Origin of the sequence: Solibacillus sp., from assembly GCF_040273735.1 — a bacterium.
Classification (GTDB): domain Bacteria; phylum Bacillota; class Bacilli; order Bacillales_A; family Planococcaceae; genus Solibacillus.
The window spans coordinates 140,999-156,159 of record NZ_JBELZM010000006.1 but is presented as its reverse complement, the minus strand read 5'-3'; the positions used below and the strand labels follow the sequence as shown (position 1 = coordinate 156,159).

Annotated in this window: 14 protein-coding genes; 8 read left to right on the top strand and 6 right to left on the bottom strand. The window is 38.8% G+C overall.

Annotated elements, in window-relative coordinates:
• Window positions 1–108 precede the first annotated feature (108 nt).
• The 7 genes from helD to ABS917_RS08400 all read left to right on the top strand — a co-directional run bounded on the left by helD (window position 109) and on the right by ABS917_RS08400 (window position 7,046).
• The gene (helD, locus tag ABS917_RS08430; protein WP_350478591.1) at window positions 109–2,301 is read left to right on the top strand and encodes an RNA polymerase recycling motor HelD; all 2,193 of its coding nucleotides are present in this window, start codon (window positions 109–111) and stop codon (window positions 2,299–2,301) included.
• A 49-nt stretch (window positions 2,302–2,350) separates the two neighbouring features.
• Window positions 2,351–3,166 (top strand): undecaprenyl-diphosphate phosphatase, encoded by an 816-nt coding sequence (locus ABS917_RS08425; protein ID WP_350478590.1) that lies wholly within the window; start codon window positions 2,351–2,353, stop codon window positions 3,164–3,166.
• A 289-nt stretch (window positions 3,167–3,455) separates the two neighbouring features.
• Window positions 3,456–3,872 carry a MarR family winged helix-turn-helix transcriptional regulator gene (locus tag ABS917_RS08420; RefSeq protein WP_350478589.1) on the top strand — a complete coding sequence of 139 codons (417 nt, stop codon included), beginning with the start codon at window positions 3,456–3,458 and terminating at the stop codon, window positions 3,870–3,872.
• Entirely contained in the window at window positions 3,869–5,056 is a 1,188-nt protein-coding gene (locus ABS917_RS08415; RefSeq protein WP_350478588.1) for an MFS transporter, read from the top strand. Before ABS917_RS08420 ends, ABS917_RS08415 begins: the two co-directional genes overlap by 4 nt.
• Window positions 5,057–5,207: 151 nt before the next feature.
• A complete protein-coding gene (locus tag ABS917_RS08410) occupies window positions 5,208–6,374 on the top strand; it encodes an aminotransferase-like domain-containing protein (protein WP_350478587.1) in 1,167 nt (388 codons plus the stop codon).
• A 155-nt stretch (window positions 6,375–6,529) separates the two neighbouring features.
• The gene (locus ABS917_RS08405) at window positions 6,530–6,685 is read left to right on the top strand and encodes a LytTR family transcriptional regulator DNA-binding domain-containing protein (RefSeq protein ID WP_350478586.1); all 156 of its coding nucleotides are present in this window, start codon (window positions 6,530–6,532) and stop codon (window positions 6,683–6,685) included.
• 142 nt (window positions 6,686–6,827) lie between these two features.
• Window positions 6,828–7,046: a hypothetical protein gene (locus ABS917_RS08400; RefSeq protein WP_350478585.1), complete on the top strand. Its 219-nt coding sequence runs from the start codon at window positions 6,828–6,830 to the stop codon at window positions 7,044–7,046.
• A gap of 102 nt (window positions 7,047–7,148) precedes the next feature.
• Here the strand turns inward: ABS917_RS08400 and ABS917_RS08395 are convergent, their stop codons facing one another.
• A complete protein-coding gene (locus tag ABS917_RS08395) occupies window positions 7,149–7,349 on the bottom strand; it encodes a cold-shock protein (protein ID WP_008404655.1) in 201 nt (66 codons plus the stop codon).
• Between the two features lie 568 nt (window positions 7,350–7,917).
• Between ABS917_RS08395 and ABS917_RS08390 the strand changes: the two genes are divergently transcribed.
• Window positions 7,918–10,107, top strand: coding sequence for a DNA topoisomerase III (locus ABS917_RS08390; protein ID WP_350478584.1), 2,190 nt, complete (start codon window positions 7,918–7,920; stop codon window positions 10,105–10,107).
• 89 nt (window positions 10,108–10,196) lie between these two features.
• On the opposite strand, the gene ABS917_RS08385 is transcribed toward ABS917_RS08390, so the two are convergent.
• The 5 genes from ABS917_RS08385 to ABS917_RS08365 form a co-directional block, all read right to left on the bottom strand.
• Complete coding sequence (locus ABS917_RS08385; protein ID WP_350478583.1) at window positions 10,197–10,781, bottom strand: SET domain-containing protein; 585 nt, start codon at window positions 10,779–10,781, stop codon at window positions 10,197–10,199.
• 243 nt (window positions 10,782–11,024) lie between these two features.
• On the bottom strand, window positions 11,025–12,290 hold the full coding sequence (locus tag ABS917_RS08380) for a saccharopine dehydrogenase NADP-binding domain-containing protein (protein WP_350478582.1): 1,266 nt from the start codon (window positions 12,288–12,290) through the stop codon (window positions 11,025–11,027).
• A 140-nt stretch (window positions 12,291–12,430) separates the two neighbouring features.
• Window positions 12,431–13,621, bottom strand: coding sequence for an amidohydrolase (locus tag ABS917_RS08375; RefSeq protein WP_350478581.1), 1,191 nt, complete (start codon window positions 13,619–13,621; stop codon window positions 12,431–12,433).
• The gene (locus ABS917_RS08370) at window positions 13,618–14,325 is read right to left on the bottom strand and encodes a small-conductance mechanosensitive channel (protein ID WP_350478580.1); all 708 of its coding nucleotides are present in this window, start codon (window positions 14,323–14,325) and stop codon (window positions 13,618–13,620) included. The genes ABS917_RS08375 and ABS917_RS08370 overlap by 4 nt, the downstream gene beginning before the upstream one ends.
• Before the next feature lie 19 nt (window positions 14,326–14,344).
• Complete coding sequence (locus tag ABS917_RS08365) at window positions 14,345–15,055, bottom strand: DUF5058 family protein (protein WP_350478579.1); 711 nt, start codon at window positions 15,053–15,055, stop codon at window positions 14,345–14,347.
• Between the last annotated feature and the right edge of the window lie 106 nt (window positions 15,056–15,161).

Genomic DNA, 15,161 nt, shown 5'->3' with positions numbered 1-15,161 from the left:
GAGGAATCTCAAAATAGTTTCAATTGAATCTAACGTCATTTTGAAGTACCATGAATATTTATGTAAAGAGAAGATTTTACTTCCGGAGCATTTGGAGGCGAACCAATAGTGGAACAAACGATATGGCAACAGGAAGAGACACACTTAAAAGAAATTAGTGCTCTTCTAAAACAGCAAATAAAAATTCAGTCCAATCATTTAAAAAAGCAAAAAGGAGACATTGTTGAAGAACGCTCACAAGCATCTTCGGAGTTTAACGATGTTTCAGGGGAAAGTGCCATCCAGTTTTCGCAAATGCTGCAAACGATGCAATTGCGCGAACGGGAGTATCTGAATGCCAGTGAACAATTAAGCAAAATGCAAATTTTATATAAAAGTCCGTATTTCGGGCGTATTTCAATTGAAAATGAAGAAGGCGATCGGGAACATTTATATATTGGCTTATCGACATTCCGCGAACCAAAAACGGATGACGTGCTAATTTATGACTGGCGTGCCCCGATTTCAAGCCTTTTTTATGAAAATAAGGTCGGAAAGGCACGCTATCAAATTCCGGATGGAGAATATATTCCGGTTACGATTCAAGGCCGCCGTCAGTATAAAGTAAAGTATGATGAGCTGTTGCAAGTGCTGGACGCGGATATATATGTAGGCGATGAAGTGCTGCAAAGCCTGCTGTCGGATACGGCAAAAGAAAAGATGAAGTCAATTGTCGCAACAATCCAAAGTGACCAGAACATCGTCATTCGTTCATCTAATAAAGATAATTTAATCGTACTTGGCCCGCCTGGCAGCGGGAAAACATCTGTTGCGATGCAGCGAATTGCTTATTTACTGTATGAATACCGCCAAACAATGAATGCACGCAGTATTCTGCTTATTTCACCGTCCGATTTGTTCAATGACTACATTTCGAACGTATTACCGGAGCTAGGTGAGGACAATGTTCAGCATACGACGTATTACCGTTTGTTGCGCGATTTAAAGTTATCTTATTATAAAGCAGAAACAAGCTACGAAAATATTGAACGTCTTCAAAAGGCGAGCAAGGAGGAACGCGAGCACTATGCATTTAAAGGCTCGCATGCATACGTAAAGCAGCTGCTGAAATATATTGAAAGTCTAAAGAAGAGCGGCATGCCGTTTTATAATTTAAAGATTGAAGGAAAACTGTTCATTTCGGCCAAAAAACTGACGGATCTGTTTTACGACAAGTTCGGCGCATTGGATATTGATTTTCGATTGAAGAAAATTCGTACAGTACTGCTGGAAAAAATAGAGCAGGAAAAAACAAAGGATCGCAAAGTATTGATGAAGGAATTAAAGTCGGTCAATACGTATATCGGGACAGATAAGGAAATCGAGCAGCAGGCAAATGAAAAGCTGCAAAAAAGGTACGGCAAACTTGAAAGTGCGATTCATCAGCTAGGGTTTGTAAATTTAAACAAAATGTATCTGCATTCATTAACATACCAAAATGATAATTTAAAAACACAAACGATTCAGGCTACAACGACTGAAACACTGAAACAACGCATATTATATTACGAAGATTTGGCTCCAATCATGTATATGCAAGCTGTTGTAAAAGGCTTGTATACAGATAATACGATTAAACATATTGTCATTGATGAAATCCAGGACTACTCGTATTTGCAGCTGCTGACGATTAAAGCTATGCATCCAAAAGCGCATTACACGTTGCTGGGGGATAAAAACCAGGTCGTGCATCCGCAAATGAAGGACTCGCTTGCAGGTCCATTGTCCAAGCACTTCAAAGCAGTCGAGTTAAATAAATCGTATCGTTCGACAAATGAAATTACCGATTTTATGAGCGCGATTTTAAACAACACGACAACCGAGTCGCTTGGTGTATCAGGGGATAAGCCACAAATTATCGAAACTAATGCAGTGCGCGAAACAATTGCACACCTTGTCGATTCGCATTATAAAGAAGAAGAAAGCTTCGTTATTTTATGCAAAAATAAGCTGGCATGCGAACAATTATACAACGAATTAAAACCGCTTCTTCCACAGCTTCAGCTCGTTACAGAAGAACAGAAGGTATATATGAAGGGGCTGCTCATCATGCCCGGCTATATGGCGAAAGGCTTTGAGTTTACGACTGTTCTTGTAGCAGATGCCAATGCCCATGTATACAGAGAAGAGATGGATGCGTATTTACTGTATACAATTGCTTCACGTGCCACACGTCAATTATTTTTAGTAACGGACGGAACATTGCCAAAAGCGCTTGCACACATCGGAGAACAGTATTATCGTAAAGAAGTGAACATTTAGACGTCTTTTTGCGTCTAACAGAAGAGGACTACTTTTTTAGGAGATACAAATGGAAAATTTTGATTTAATTTTAGTGTTAAAGCATTTTATTATCGGTATTGTCCAAGGTTTAACTGAACCGATTCCAGTGTCATCAAGTGGGCATGTTATGATTGTAAGTGAAATTCTAGGAATGGGCGAACAGGGCTTTACATTCGCGATCCTAACGAATACGGCATCATTGATTGCGATTATGTTTATTTACCGTGAAGATATTATTCGGTTAATTACTGGATTTCTAATGTTTGTTAAGACACGTAATCGGCGTTACCGTGCTGACTTTAATTTTGCGCTTTACATCATTATCGGCTCGATTCCAGCAGGTGTTTTAGGTGTTCTGCTGAGCGATGTTATTGCAGATAATGTTAGCATGACGACAATCGCGATTATGCTGTTCGTGACAGGGATTGCCTTATGGTTAATTCGTAATTTACGCGGAACGAAACGTGACGGGGATTTATCAGCAAAGGATGCCTTATTAGTAGGTTTTGGGCAGGCAGTTGCATTAACACCGGGGATTAGCCGATCGGGTGCGACAATTATTTCGGCAATCGCTGTCGGAATGAAACAGGAAACAGCACTGCGTTTCTCATTCATGCTGTATATTCCGGTGAGTTTAGGCGGTGTCGTATTAGGGTTTACAGACTTCCTCGATGAGCCAAACAAAATGGATTTAGCTCTTCCGTATACAGTCACATTCCTTGCGACATTGTTTATGACATATTTCGCCATGCGCTGGTTCATGGGGATCATGAAAAACGGAAAGCTGCATTACTTCACATATTACTGCTTTTTAGTTGGTATTTTATTATTAATATTCTTTTAGAATGGATAAACACGCTTGTAGTCTTAAAGGCTATAAAGCGTGTTTTTTAGTTTAAAGAAAGGTGGAGTTACCGGTAATTTATCATTTTTTTCCCAAAAAAGCGGAATTGCTTCCTCTTTTTTTCTTGTAAGTGCATAATCTAATTTATCAGCCTTCCCAAAGAATTTAGCAACCTACTACGTGTCAAATTCCACTGGGTCCAGTAAAAAAGATTGACAAATGAAGCAGATTTCTATTTAATTAGTTAGGTTAACTAACCATTTTAGAAAAAATAGGGAGGTAATCTAAAATGACTTTCTTTTTACAATTGCACCGTTTGCATAAACGTTATACGCAGCGTCTTACTAATATGCTGGTAGTGCATGAACTGTCCAATGCGAACTGGTCTTTGATGCAATATTTGGCGAATGAAGAACTGGCAACAATGAGTCAGATCGCGAAATATTGGGATGTTGAGAAGCCGACTGTTTCTGCAAATGTTAAAACGTTGACGCAAAGAGGGCTGATTCAAATGAAACAAGGCAATGACAGACGGGAAAAATATATAAGTTTGACGGAAAAGGGAGAAAGATTGTATGAAAATATTTCCCCGGAAATTAAATTTCTACAAAATCAGCTATTAAGTAACCTGACAGACGAACAACAGGAGCTTTTTAAAAAAGCGCTGTCTGATATGGAGAAGATATTGAAAGAAGGGCTAGAATGAAGGAAATAAAAGAACCAATTTGGACGAAGGACTTTATCATTGTATCGATCATTAATTTTATTGCAATCTTAATATTCTTCCTACTAATGGTGACCATTTCAAGCTATGCAGTAGACACGTACCAAGTTTCTACAAGTATTGCAGGACTTGTTTCGAGTATTTTTATTATCGGGTCATTGATTGGTCGGATAGGGGCAGGACGTCTCATCAGCAGTAGCGGTCCACAGAAGATGCTTTTAATTGGTCTTATTTTATTTTTCGTAACAACAACACTTTATTTGATAGAATGGGGCGTTGTTTATTTATTGATCGTCCGCTTATTACAAGGGATTGCTGTCGGAACGGTCGGAACAGCGACAGGAACGATTGTTGCTACGATTTTACCGGCATCACGTAAAGGGGAAGGAATTGGATACTTTAGCTTAAGCGCAATTTTGGCAACAGCAATTGGGCCGTTTGTCGGCATGTTTATGCTGAAGCTTGAAAATGGCTTTGATGTCATTTTCTATATGAACACCGCGCTGTCACTTATATTACTAATCGCGTATTTCTTTGTTAAAATTTCTTTACCACAACCAAATAAACAAAATGGGCATCAGGCAGAGAAGCTTTCATTCCTGGAAAAATTCATTGAACCAAAAGCGCTTCCGATTTCATTTATTGCCTTATTAATTGGTTTTGCATACTCGGGAATTATGACGTTCATTACGTTTTATGCAAGAGAAATTAATTTAGTGGAAGCGGCAAGCTACTTTTTCTTAGCCTATGCGGGGGTTGTCGTTATTTCACGTCCATTTACCGGGAAATTGATGGATGTGCGTGGCCCAAATATTATTGTTTATCCATGTCTAGCTGTTTTCGCTATTGGAATGCTGTTGTTTAGTCAGGCATCAGCAGGATGGATGCTCTTATTGGCAGCCGTCCTTATTGGCTTTGGCTACGGAAACTTCAATTCCATTGCCCAGACGATTGCAGTTAAAGTAACGGAGCCACATCGATTTGGCTTAGCAACATCCACATACTTTATTTTATATGATTTAGGATTAGGTGTCGGGCCATTTATTTTAGGGATGATTGAACCTTATACAACATACCGTACAATATTCGTATCGATGATTCCGCTAATACTTATCTGTATCCCGCTTTACTATTTATTAGTAGGAAGAAAGCGAAGGCTGGCATAATTTCTGTTAAGTAATTGATTAGAATAACAGCTTCATGACATTAACTTACTAGCAATAAGCATGTATCTTCTAAAATGGTACATGCCTATTGTTTATTCCGTTAAAAAGTGATAAAATTTTTTGAAAATTACAAAAAGGAAGAGAATTCACTATGCAATATTCTGATAGTATTTTAAAAACACCGTCATCATTCATTCGAAATATTTTAAAAGTTACGGATGTATTCGACGTCATTTCATTTGCGGGAGGCTTGCCAAATCCAATCTCATTTCCAATTGACGAGTTAAAGCAGTCGGTAAATGATGCGATTGATGCAAATGGTGCAAAGGTATTTCAATATTCTACGACACAAGGCTATTTGCCGCTACGTCAGTATATTGCAGAAAAATATAATAACAAGCAGTTGAATTTAAATTATACAGCAGATGATGTACTTATTACGACAGGATCACAACAGGCATTGGAACTTATTTCTAAAGTTCTGCTGAACAAAGGGGACGGGGTTGTTATTGAGGAGCCCGGCTATTTAGGAGCGATCCAGGCTTTTACATTACGTGAACCAAGTTTCTACGGTGTAACACTGGAAACAGAAGGGCTGAATGTAGAACAGTTGAAGGATGCACTGATACAGCCAAATGTGAAAATGGTATACACAGTTCCGAATTTCCAAAATCCTACTGGGTTAACGTATACGAAAGAGCGCCGTGAAAAAGTATTTGAAGCGGTAAAAGATCAAGATGTCATTTTTATCGAGGATGATCCATACGGGGAGCTTCGTTTTACTGGGGAACATCTGCCATATATCGCGGCAGGGAAGATGACAAACAGTGTCGTATTAGGTTCGTTTTCAAAAACGGTTACACCTGGTATGCGCCTAGGTTATATTTTGACAAAAAACCATGAACTGCTGAATCATGTCGAAACAGCGAAGCAGGCAACGGATTTACATACAAACATTTTCGCACAATATATTTTGCATCAGTATTTAACGACGAATGAGTATGAAGCGCATGTTGAAAAAATTATAGCGCTCTACAAAACACAGGCTGATGCAATGCTGGATGCAATGGAAAAATACTTCCCGCCGTATGTAAAGTATACGAAACCTGAAGGCGGTATGTTTGTATGGGTAACTCTTCCGGAAGGTGTAAATGCGCTTGATAAGTTTTCGGAAGCGATGGAGAAAAAAGTAGCATTCGTGCCGGGAAATCCATTTTACACAGATAAAGAATCGGTAAATACACTGCGTCTGAACTATACAAATGCAACACCTGAAATTATTGAAGAGGGTATTAAACGTTTAGCGGAAATTTTATAAGTAAATTTAGGGAAGCTATTGCATGGAGAAATCCGAGTGATAGCTTTTTCTTATTTTGTGAATTTGGAGAAGGACAAAAGGGGGATATGTTCTCGAGAAGGGTACCCTTGCACGCTCACTTTGAGTGAACTTGAGAAGCGGTTGCACCATTTGGGGTGTACCGATCTTATATTTTCAATTTACAAAAAGTAAGGGAAATAATTACGTGGACCAGCAACATTTACAGCTTATCCCTTCAAGGTACAAACAAATCGGAAGTAACATTATCTCGCACAAAGCTTACGGAGGTAAAAGAAATTGTCGGAATATAGATTTCCTGGGAAATAGCCCGTGTATTTTATCGATCTATAACACCAAACACCTTCATTTTGCGACAATTCACCGTCGAAATAATGCCGTCATTTCTATTCTCCATTAATTAAAGGTAACAACGAATCAAGGGAGGAACAAATAATGGCAAACATTATAGAGGTTCAAAATTTGCAAATGAAGTTTGGGAAAGAAGCAATAAAAATTTTAGCCCCTCAATTAACACAGACGAACGGGCAAGCCAATATGTTACGCGGTCTCGTGATGTCCCCAGCTTCCAATAGTAGCTGTTATCATATCGATTATATTATTCAAGAAACGTACAATAGGTTTGGAAATAGAAACAGCTGTGCCGTAAGTTAAACTTTGGCACAGCTGTTTTTTATCATTATGAAACTATAAAAAGAAGCATACCCGATAGAGTATGCTTCTTGCAACTAACTATGTGAACTTAATTCGTTAGAATTAAAGTTTTGTAACGTTAGTAGCTTGTGGGCCACGGTTGCCTTCTTCAACGTCGAATTCAACTTTTTGACCTTCGTCTAAAGTTTTGAAACCTTCGCCTTGGATAGCTGAGAAGTGTACGAATACATCGTTACCGCCTTCAACTTCGATGAAACCGAAACCTTTTTCTGAGTTAAACCATTTTACTGTACCTTGTTGCATGAGAGAAAACCTCCAAAAAATTAATTAATTGAATTGCTAAATGTATAAAAAATTCACACATTAAAAAAGGGAGCGGAGCGTACACGTTCACTTTTTTAATATGTGAATTGATCGTAAACAGCTTAAGCAATTTAATTAAGTTTATTGTATAACAACATTATCCAAATGTCTACTAAAAATATTCGAAAAGAAGAAGAAAATTTTGATTTTTCGTACAAATGAAGGGAAAGTATGAGTTGAATATATCGAGTTAATAGTACTTTACTATTGAATTAAAGGAATAATAAGTAAAAATTTATGTATACAAATAATTTTTTTACCTTTTACCAAAGAACATATTCACAATCAACTAACCACAAACAATTTTTAAGTTTTATTTGAATAATTTTGTTTCTTAATACTAATATACCCCAGCTTTTTAAAAGCTAAACATCAAATTATATTCTTATAACAAATTTTCTGTGACATCTTAAAATCTATTCCAAAAACGAGTCGTAATTCAAATACATCTTGGCACTATTAATGTATGGTATAGTTGGTTCAAAGAGTTACGAAAGGATTGTTTTCAATGGTTAAAAGCTTAGTATTAGCAGAGAAACCTTCAGTAGCACGCGATATTGCAAATGTGCTGAAGTGTCATAAAAAAGGTAATGGATTTTTAGAAGGAGACAAATATATCGTCACATGGGCGTTGGGACATTTAGTAACGCTGGCAGATCCGGAAAGCTACGATGAGAAATATAAGAAGTGGGATTTAGCCGATTTACCGATGCTGCCTGAACGTCTGAAATTAACAACGATCAAGCAAACAAGCAAACAGTACAATGCAGTAAAATCACAGCTTACACGTAATGATGTCAAAGAAATTATCATTGCAACTGATGCAGGTCGCGAAGGGGAATTAGTTGCACGCTGGATTATTGAACGTGCAAAAGTAAATAAGCCGGTTAAACGATTATGGATATCATCTGTTACCGATAAAGCAATTAAAGAAGGCTTTGCGAATTTAAAGCCGGGGAAAGCATATGAAAATCTATATTATGCAGCGGTTGCCCGAAGTGAAGCCGACTGGTATATCGGGCTGAACGCAAGTCGTGCATTATCTACGAAATTCAATGCACAGCTTAATACAGGTCGTGTACAGACCCCGGTTGTCGCAATAGTTGCGGCCCGTGAAGATGAAATTAAGCATTTTAATCCTCAAACGTATTATGGGATTGAAGCCCAAACGAAAGAGCTGAAATTAACTTGGCAAGATCAAAACGGCAATTCGCGCAGTTTCGATAAAGAAAAGGTTGATCGAATCGTCAACACACTGGATAAGCAAAATGCGAAAGTAATCGACATTGAACGTAAACCGAAAAAGACGTTCTCACCAGGACTATATGATTTAACTGAATTACAACGTGATGCAAACAAATTATTCGGCTACTCGGCAAAAGAAACGCTGAATATTATGCAAAAGCTATATGAATCACATAAAGTGCTCACATACCCGCGTACAGATTCACGTTATTTATCATCTGATATTGTCAGCACATTGCCTGAACGTCTTAAAGCATGTGCAGTAGGAGAATACCGTACTTTAGCGAACAAAGTAATAACAAAGCCGATTAAAGCAAACAAATCGTTTGTTGACGATAGTAAAGTTTCGGATCACCATGCAATCATTCCGACTGAAGAATATGTAAACTTTGCGAATTTTAATGATAAAGAACGCAAAATTTACGATTTAGTCGTAAAGCGTTTCCTTGCAGTTCTTTTCCCTGCACATGAGTATGAGCAGTTAACAGTTCAAGCCGAAATCGGGAAAGAGAAATTTATCGCACGCGGTAAAACGGTAATTACTGCCGGTTGGAAAGAAGTGTACTCGAATCGTTTTGATGACGAGGAAACTTCAGAAGATGTAAAGGAACAGCTGTTACCGCGCCTTGAAAAAGGACAAGTGCTAAACGTATCATTACTAGCCCAAACTTCAGGTCAAACGAAACCGCCAGCGCGTTTTACAGAGGCAACGATACTGACAGCTATGGAAAATCCGGCGAAATATATGAATACGCAAAATAAAGCACTTGCCGATACATTAAAGTCAACTGGCGGATTAGGAACTGTTGCAACACGTGCTGATATAATTGATAAACTGTTCAATTCATTCCTTATTGAAAAGCGTGGAAAAGATATTCATATTACGTCAAAAGGCCGCCAGCTGCTGGATTTAGTGCCGAATGAACTGAAATCTCCGGAAACGACAGCACAGTGGGAACAAAAGCTTGAGCAAATTGCTAAAGGCAAGCTGAAAAAAGATGTCTTCATTAATGAAATGAAGCAGCACACGAAAGCAATCGTTGCTGACATTAAAAACAGCGATAAAAAGTTCAAGCACGATAATATTTCAACGAAGTCCTGCCCGGATTGCGGAAAGCCGATGCTTGAAGTAAACGGGAAAAAAGGCAAAATGCTCGTATGCCAGGACCGTGAATGTGGTCACCGCAAAAACGTCTCACGCGTAACGAATGCTCGCTGCCCGCAGTGTAAGAAAAAGTTGGAGCTGCACGGACAAGGAGACGGCCAGATTTTCGTATGCAAATGCGGTTACCGCGAAAAATTATCCGCATTTGAAGCACGCCGTAAAAAAGAAGGCGGCGGTAAAGTCGATAAACGCAGTGTTCAAAATTATTTAAAGCAGCAAGAAAAAGAAGCAGAGCCAATTAATAACGCATTTGCTGATTTATTAAAAGGCATGAAATTTGATGACTAATCATTTAAATAATTAAATGCTCGATTGGAAAACCGTACTTTAAACAAGTGCGGTTTTCATGTTTTAAAGGGGTTCTGAAGTTTCTTTTTTTAATTTATGAATAGCTTGAGAATGGAATCCATTAAGGCTTCGCCATTCGCAACAGCATTCACTTTATTAACATATTGTTTGTCGATTAAATATTTTAACGGCTGCTCTACTGCATTAAAATATTTGAATGTTTCCCGTGCCATCTCATCCCATTCTTCATAATAGGTTAAATAGTCATTTGCCGTTACTTTTGTTCTTGATGTACCTTCCTCAGGGATGCATTCAAATTCCTCATCATCTCCCAAAGTTCCGTAATCACATGTTAATTGCTCGCCAGGTTGAATGTCTCTCACAGCCATTTGGAAATTATATGCTGTATCGACACAATTTGGATTGAAACTGTGATTCATATATTTTGCATGATCCCAATGAAGAACATAGATTCCGTCAGATTCTAAATACGCGTATTTGTAGACATCCGCTTTTTGCAATTCACCAAGGCTTTCAATAAACTCCTCTGTCAGCCTTAGGTCAAGCTCATCTTTAATCCAGACAATCGTTCCTTTTGGTATTAATTTTGTTGCAAAGACACCGACGCCTACCTGCTCACTGACAAATTGAATTTCTGTATCCGGGTGCATCATTTTTGTTATTCCTCCTTAAAAGTAAACCCATTCAAACGCTTTGTTGAGTGGGGGTTATGCTATTTCCTTGAAATCAGATTGTTTTAATATGTTTATGTTATTACTTTCTATTTGGAATAGGCTTTCGTCTTTTTTAGAGGCTATGATGCACGTGAATTTTATGTTGTTTTGCGGAGTCCATTTCATTAGAAAACCATGTAGAAAAATTACTTCTACATGGTTTGTTTCACAAATCTAATACGATTATTTAATTCTCTTTATTCTTTGGTGCAATAATCCATCCGAGCTGTTATTCTCGCCAAAAACAAAATCCTGCATATAGTAAGCTAAATATTTTCCGTAATTACTTTCGGTCTTCATTAATAACTCATCGACATAATAGGCACCTAAAGGAATCGTATCTAATAGTAAACTTGCGGTACCTGCATATATTCCGCACGCTACCTGAAAGTATGTGGCACTCGTGTTGTATTTTTCGAATATATCTTCACTTTTCATCGTGTTATACATATAGATTTCCTTATCTTCGTAAACTAAAAGAACCCCGACAAGATCTTCTCCTTCAACCTCCCCTTCAGCAGGGTCGATTAACGTTTGTTTCCAATTCCAAAGGTCATCCACATCATCTAAATTATTTCGGATTAGTTCCGTTGTATGTTCATTGACCCGATAAATAAAGCCCAACTCAAAATCAAATAGTTTTCCTAATGACAGTACTTCTTCATGGGGCATGAGGCATCCGTAAAATTCTCGATCTCTTAACGTAATTTTAAATTCGGTCGCATACACATGATCGTACATGTAGAGTGGAATCTGATTGCGGACAAACATAGGATAGCTTAAAATGGCTTCATCGAGAAAACATTCAACAGACCATGTTGTATATATCGTTTTAGGATCGACAAGGTTTTCGTCTTTGTAAAAAGAACTGTCATGCTCAAAAATATAGCAAGCTTGAGGTGGGTCACTCGTATGATCCTTCAATAGTTTAATCGCCATCCATTGCACGACACCGGGATTCATACCTGAGCCGATAATAGCTCTCGTATTGGTAAAGGCCTCTTTCTTTTTTTCGAACCGGGTATACCGTTCAGTAAGCGGAAAGCCATACAAGCTTTCGTCTAGATCAACTGCAGTGTTTTCTAAGGCCGAGTTGATATAATGAACGCCAAGCTTATTGCAGCATTCGACCATTTCAATCGTATCAGCCCAGGATACGTCAATTACTAGTTTGGTGCTGGTGGACCGTAAATGTTCAGTAAATTGATCAAGGTCATTCAAATTAAATTGAACGGCAATTATTTTATTCTTTAAATTAGGGAACAGTTGATGATAGTAATCCATTGTTTTTTGATTGATATCGATTAAATAAAGCTTCGAATTTACAATAACTTGATGGATGGGATCATTTTTATCGGCAGCTGAGTAATTTAAAATCGATAGGACCGACTTCGCCACACCCCCCGTACTTCCAAGAATCGTGATTATATATTCATCTAGTTGAACCACAGCAAAACATCCTTTTCCTGTAATTCCTATAGCGTATGAAATTTTGAAGAGGGGTGTATGTATGACTAACTAGTTAGAAGAAATTTATTTAATAAAAAATACCATTTCCTCCTACAGAGAATAATGGCATTTCGGCGGTTTTACTTTAAGCAATATTTAGCAACGACTTCAGCGCCAGCTTTTGCTGCAACTAATAGTGCCCGTTCATCAATATCAAACTTCGGATGATGGTTCATATAAGGTACATCCAAATACGTCGGTTGGCAGCCTATATAATAAAAAGTGGAAGGCTTTGCAAGTGCATAATAGGCAAAGTCCTCGGAACCAGAGAATAAAGGCGCTTCTTCAACGGTGATGATTTCTTCCTGTACCGAAGCTTCCAATGTCTCGACAACAAAGTTTGTTAAGTCTACATCGTTTACTAACGGCGGATAATCCTTTTCGTATGCAAGCGTACAGGTAACATTAAACTGTACTTCCAAACCATTCACTAAACGCTTAATTTCCTGCTCAATCGTAGCGTGAACTGCGTCGTTCATATATCGGACATCACCTTCAAGTGTTACGGCATCTTTAATAACATTGAACGTACCTTTCCCATCAAAGGAACCGATTGTAATGACACCCATATCATACGGGTTTAACCGTCTGCTAATAACCGTTTGTACTGTCGTTACAAAATTTGCGGCTGCGACAATCGCATCATTTGCCAGGTGAGGGGACGAACCATGCCCTCCTGTACCATGGACAACAAGTTTGAAAAATGAGCGGCCGGCCATTGCAGCGCCAGCACGGTAACCGATATGCCCGACTTTAAATGTTGGGAATAAATGTGCTCCGACAATAATTTCGCAATCATCAAGCAAACCGGAAGCCACCATACTTTTGGCACCACCGGGGGGTTTTTCCTCTGCATGTTGATGAATAATTTTAACTGTTCCGTGCAGTTCATCTTTTAATTGAATAAGGCAGTCCGCTAAAATAAGCAAATAAGCGGTATGACCGTCATGACCGCAAGCATGCATGACACCAGGGTTTTTCGATCTGAATGGGACATCTGTTTCTTCTTCGATTGGTAAAGCATCAAAATCTGCACGTATTCCAATGACAGGACCGGGATGACGGCCTTGAATTTCTACAATGATTCCGTAGCCATTGCCGACATTACGATGGATCGTAACGTCTTTATTTTCATAGAAATCCGCGATATACTGCGCCGTTTGCTGTTCTTCAAAGGAAAGTTCCGGATTTTCATGCAGATGACGGCGAATCGCTATCATCTCATCGTTCCTAGCTACTAGCTTATCCATTAACTGTTGTTTAATTGTCATGATGCTTGTTCACTCCCTTTCATTTTTTCAAGAATTATGGCAAAGATGACTGTTCCAGCAATACAAATAAATGTCTGAAACGACGGCGGAATAGGTCCAAGCGCCGCGAAAATACCTAATCCGATTGCACCGATCCCCCAAACAGGCTTATTAAGGGCAAACTGTGCGAGCACTCCACCAAAAATTGCCGGCAATACAAAGCTGAAGCTGGCACGGATCGACTCCGGCAGCGCATTAATTAAGTAAGAACCACCTAAAATCACAGCAATTAACATTGTTGTATTCATAATTGAAGCTGCAGAAATCGCTAACGTTGCTGTAACTTCACCTTTGCGCGTTCCTGGTTCTGCTTTTACGATGGATTGTGCTATAGATGCGCTAGGTAAGCACATATTTCCGATATTACCTGTTAGAAAGGCCAAATACGTACCCGATACACCTAAAATAGGGTAATAGCTAATTGGTTCGACAAACCAGATGATTGCTACAACGGCCCCGTAACTTAAAAATCCTGTTAATATAACAGACCAGCCTGGATGATACCCTAGGCCAAATGATAAATAGAGGGGAAGGGCAATCGTACAAATGATGACACCCCAAATAGTAAGACGACCCCAGAAATGCGCTTGACTATGAAACGTTGCAAAGTTTTCCTCGCTTTTTGTAGGTGAAGCAACTGCAGTGTGACGCTCTAAAACGACCATTTTAATCTTCCTCCTTCTATTAAATTAAGAAATACCCGACGCTCATACCGATTAAAATAACTAATCCTAGCGACCATTCACGGAGCCAATTTTGGTTGAAACGTTGTGCCGCCCACATAATAGCCGGCATTACAACTAAAGCGACTATAAAAATAATCGTCTCATTCATGCCTTTTGCAATCTGGCCCCCACCAAAATAGCCGAAAGCACCAATCATTGCTGCAGTAGAAACGACACTTAACCACTTTGCCCGGTTGCCGTCACCACTTGTTAGCTTACTTTGAAGACGGCCAAGTGATTTCGTGAATAAAGCTGTTACAAGCAACCAGCCCATGCCACCTAAACACATTGTCCACGCCGCTGCTGTAAATGCTTGTGCTGAGAAGTTTCTGTCACTCAACTGTTCACCAGCTGCTTCGGCCCCGAGACTTGCTCCTACTGTTTCGATTGGTGCTGAACCAACAATACCGATTCGCATCATTGTTGTTGGTTCACCAATTAAAGTAATTAAAGAAATGGCAACGATGATAATGGCAAATGACGGACCGAGTGAACTAATTGCACCTGTTCGAATAATTGAAGTGACTTCTTTGTTCGTTAAGCCGACTTCCGGTGCAACTTTTTTCGAAATACGTATAAAGACAATTGCTTGGAAAATCACGATGAGCACAACGACAAATGCTAAAACCCATAAAACCGGATGATCCATAATTTCTGATGCTAAGTTCAATAAGACCCCTCCTTTTAATTGACGAACAATTCAGTTTTTTACACTATACTTTGTTTCCTTATTGCGAAACAATGTGTAATCCTCTATATTTATAAATAAAATTATG

Bases quoted from the DNA above. Each gene is read 5' to 3' on its own strand.
- ABS917_RS08425 (WP_350478590.1), top strand. From the start codon at position 2,351: ATGGAAAATTTTGATTTAATTTTAGTGTTAAAGCATTTTATTATCGGT.
- ABS917_RS08420 (WP_350478589.1), top strand. From the start codon at position 3,456: ATGACTTTCTTTTTACAATTGCACCGTTTGCATAAACGTTATACGCAG.
- ABS917_RS08415 (WP_350478588.1), top strand. From the start codon at position 3,869: ATGAAGGAAATAAAAGAACCAATTTGGACGAAGGACTTTATCATTGTA.
- ABS917_RS08410 (WP_350478587.1), top strand. From the start codon at position 5,208: ATGCAATATTCTGATAGTATTTTAAAAACACCGTCATCATTCATTCGA.
- ABS917_RS08400 (WP_350478585.1), top strand. From the start codon at position 6,828: ATGGCAAACATTATAGAGGTTCAAAATTTGCAAATGAAGTTTGGGAAA.
- ABS917_RS08395 (WP_008404655.1), bottom strand. From the start codon at position 7,349: ATGCAACAAGGTACAGTAAAATGGTTTAACTCAGAAAAAGGTTTCGGT.
- ABS917_RS08390 (WP_350478584.1), top strand. From the start codon at position 7,918: ATGGTTAAAAGCTTAGTATTAGCAGAGAAACCTTCAGTAGCACGCGAT.
- ABS917_RS08385 (WP_350478583.1), bottom strand. From the start codon at position 10,781: ATGATGCACCCGGATACAGAAATTCAATTTGTCAGTGAGCAGGTAGGC.
- ABS917_RS08375 (WP_350478581.1), bottom strand. From the start codon at position 13,621: ATGACAATTAAACAACAGTTAATGGATAAGCTAGTAGCTAGGAACGAT.
- ABS917_RS08370 (WP_350478580.1), bottom strand. From the start codon at position 14,325: ATGGTCGTTTTAGAGCGTCACACTGCAGTTGCTTCACCTACAAAAAGC.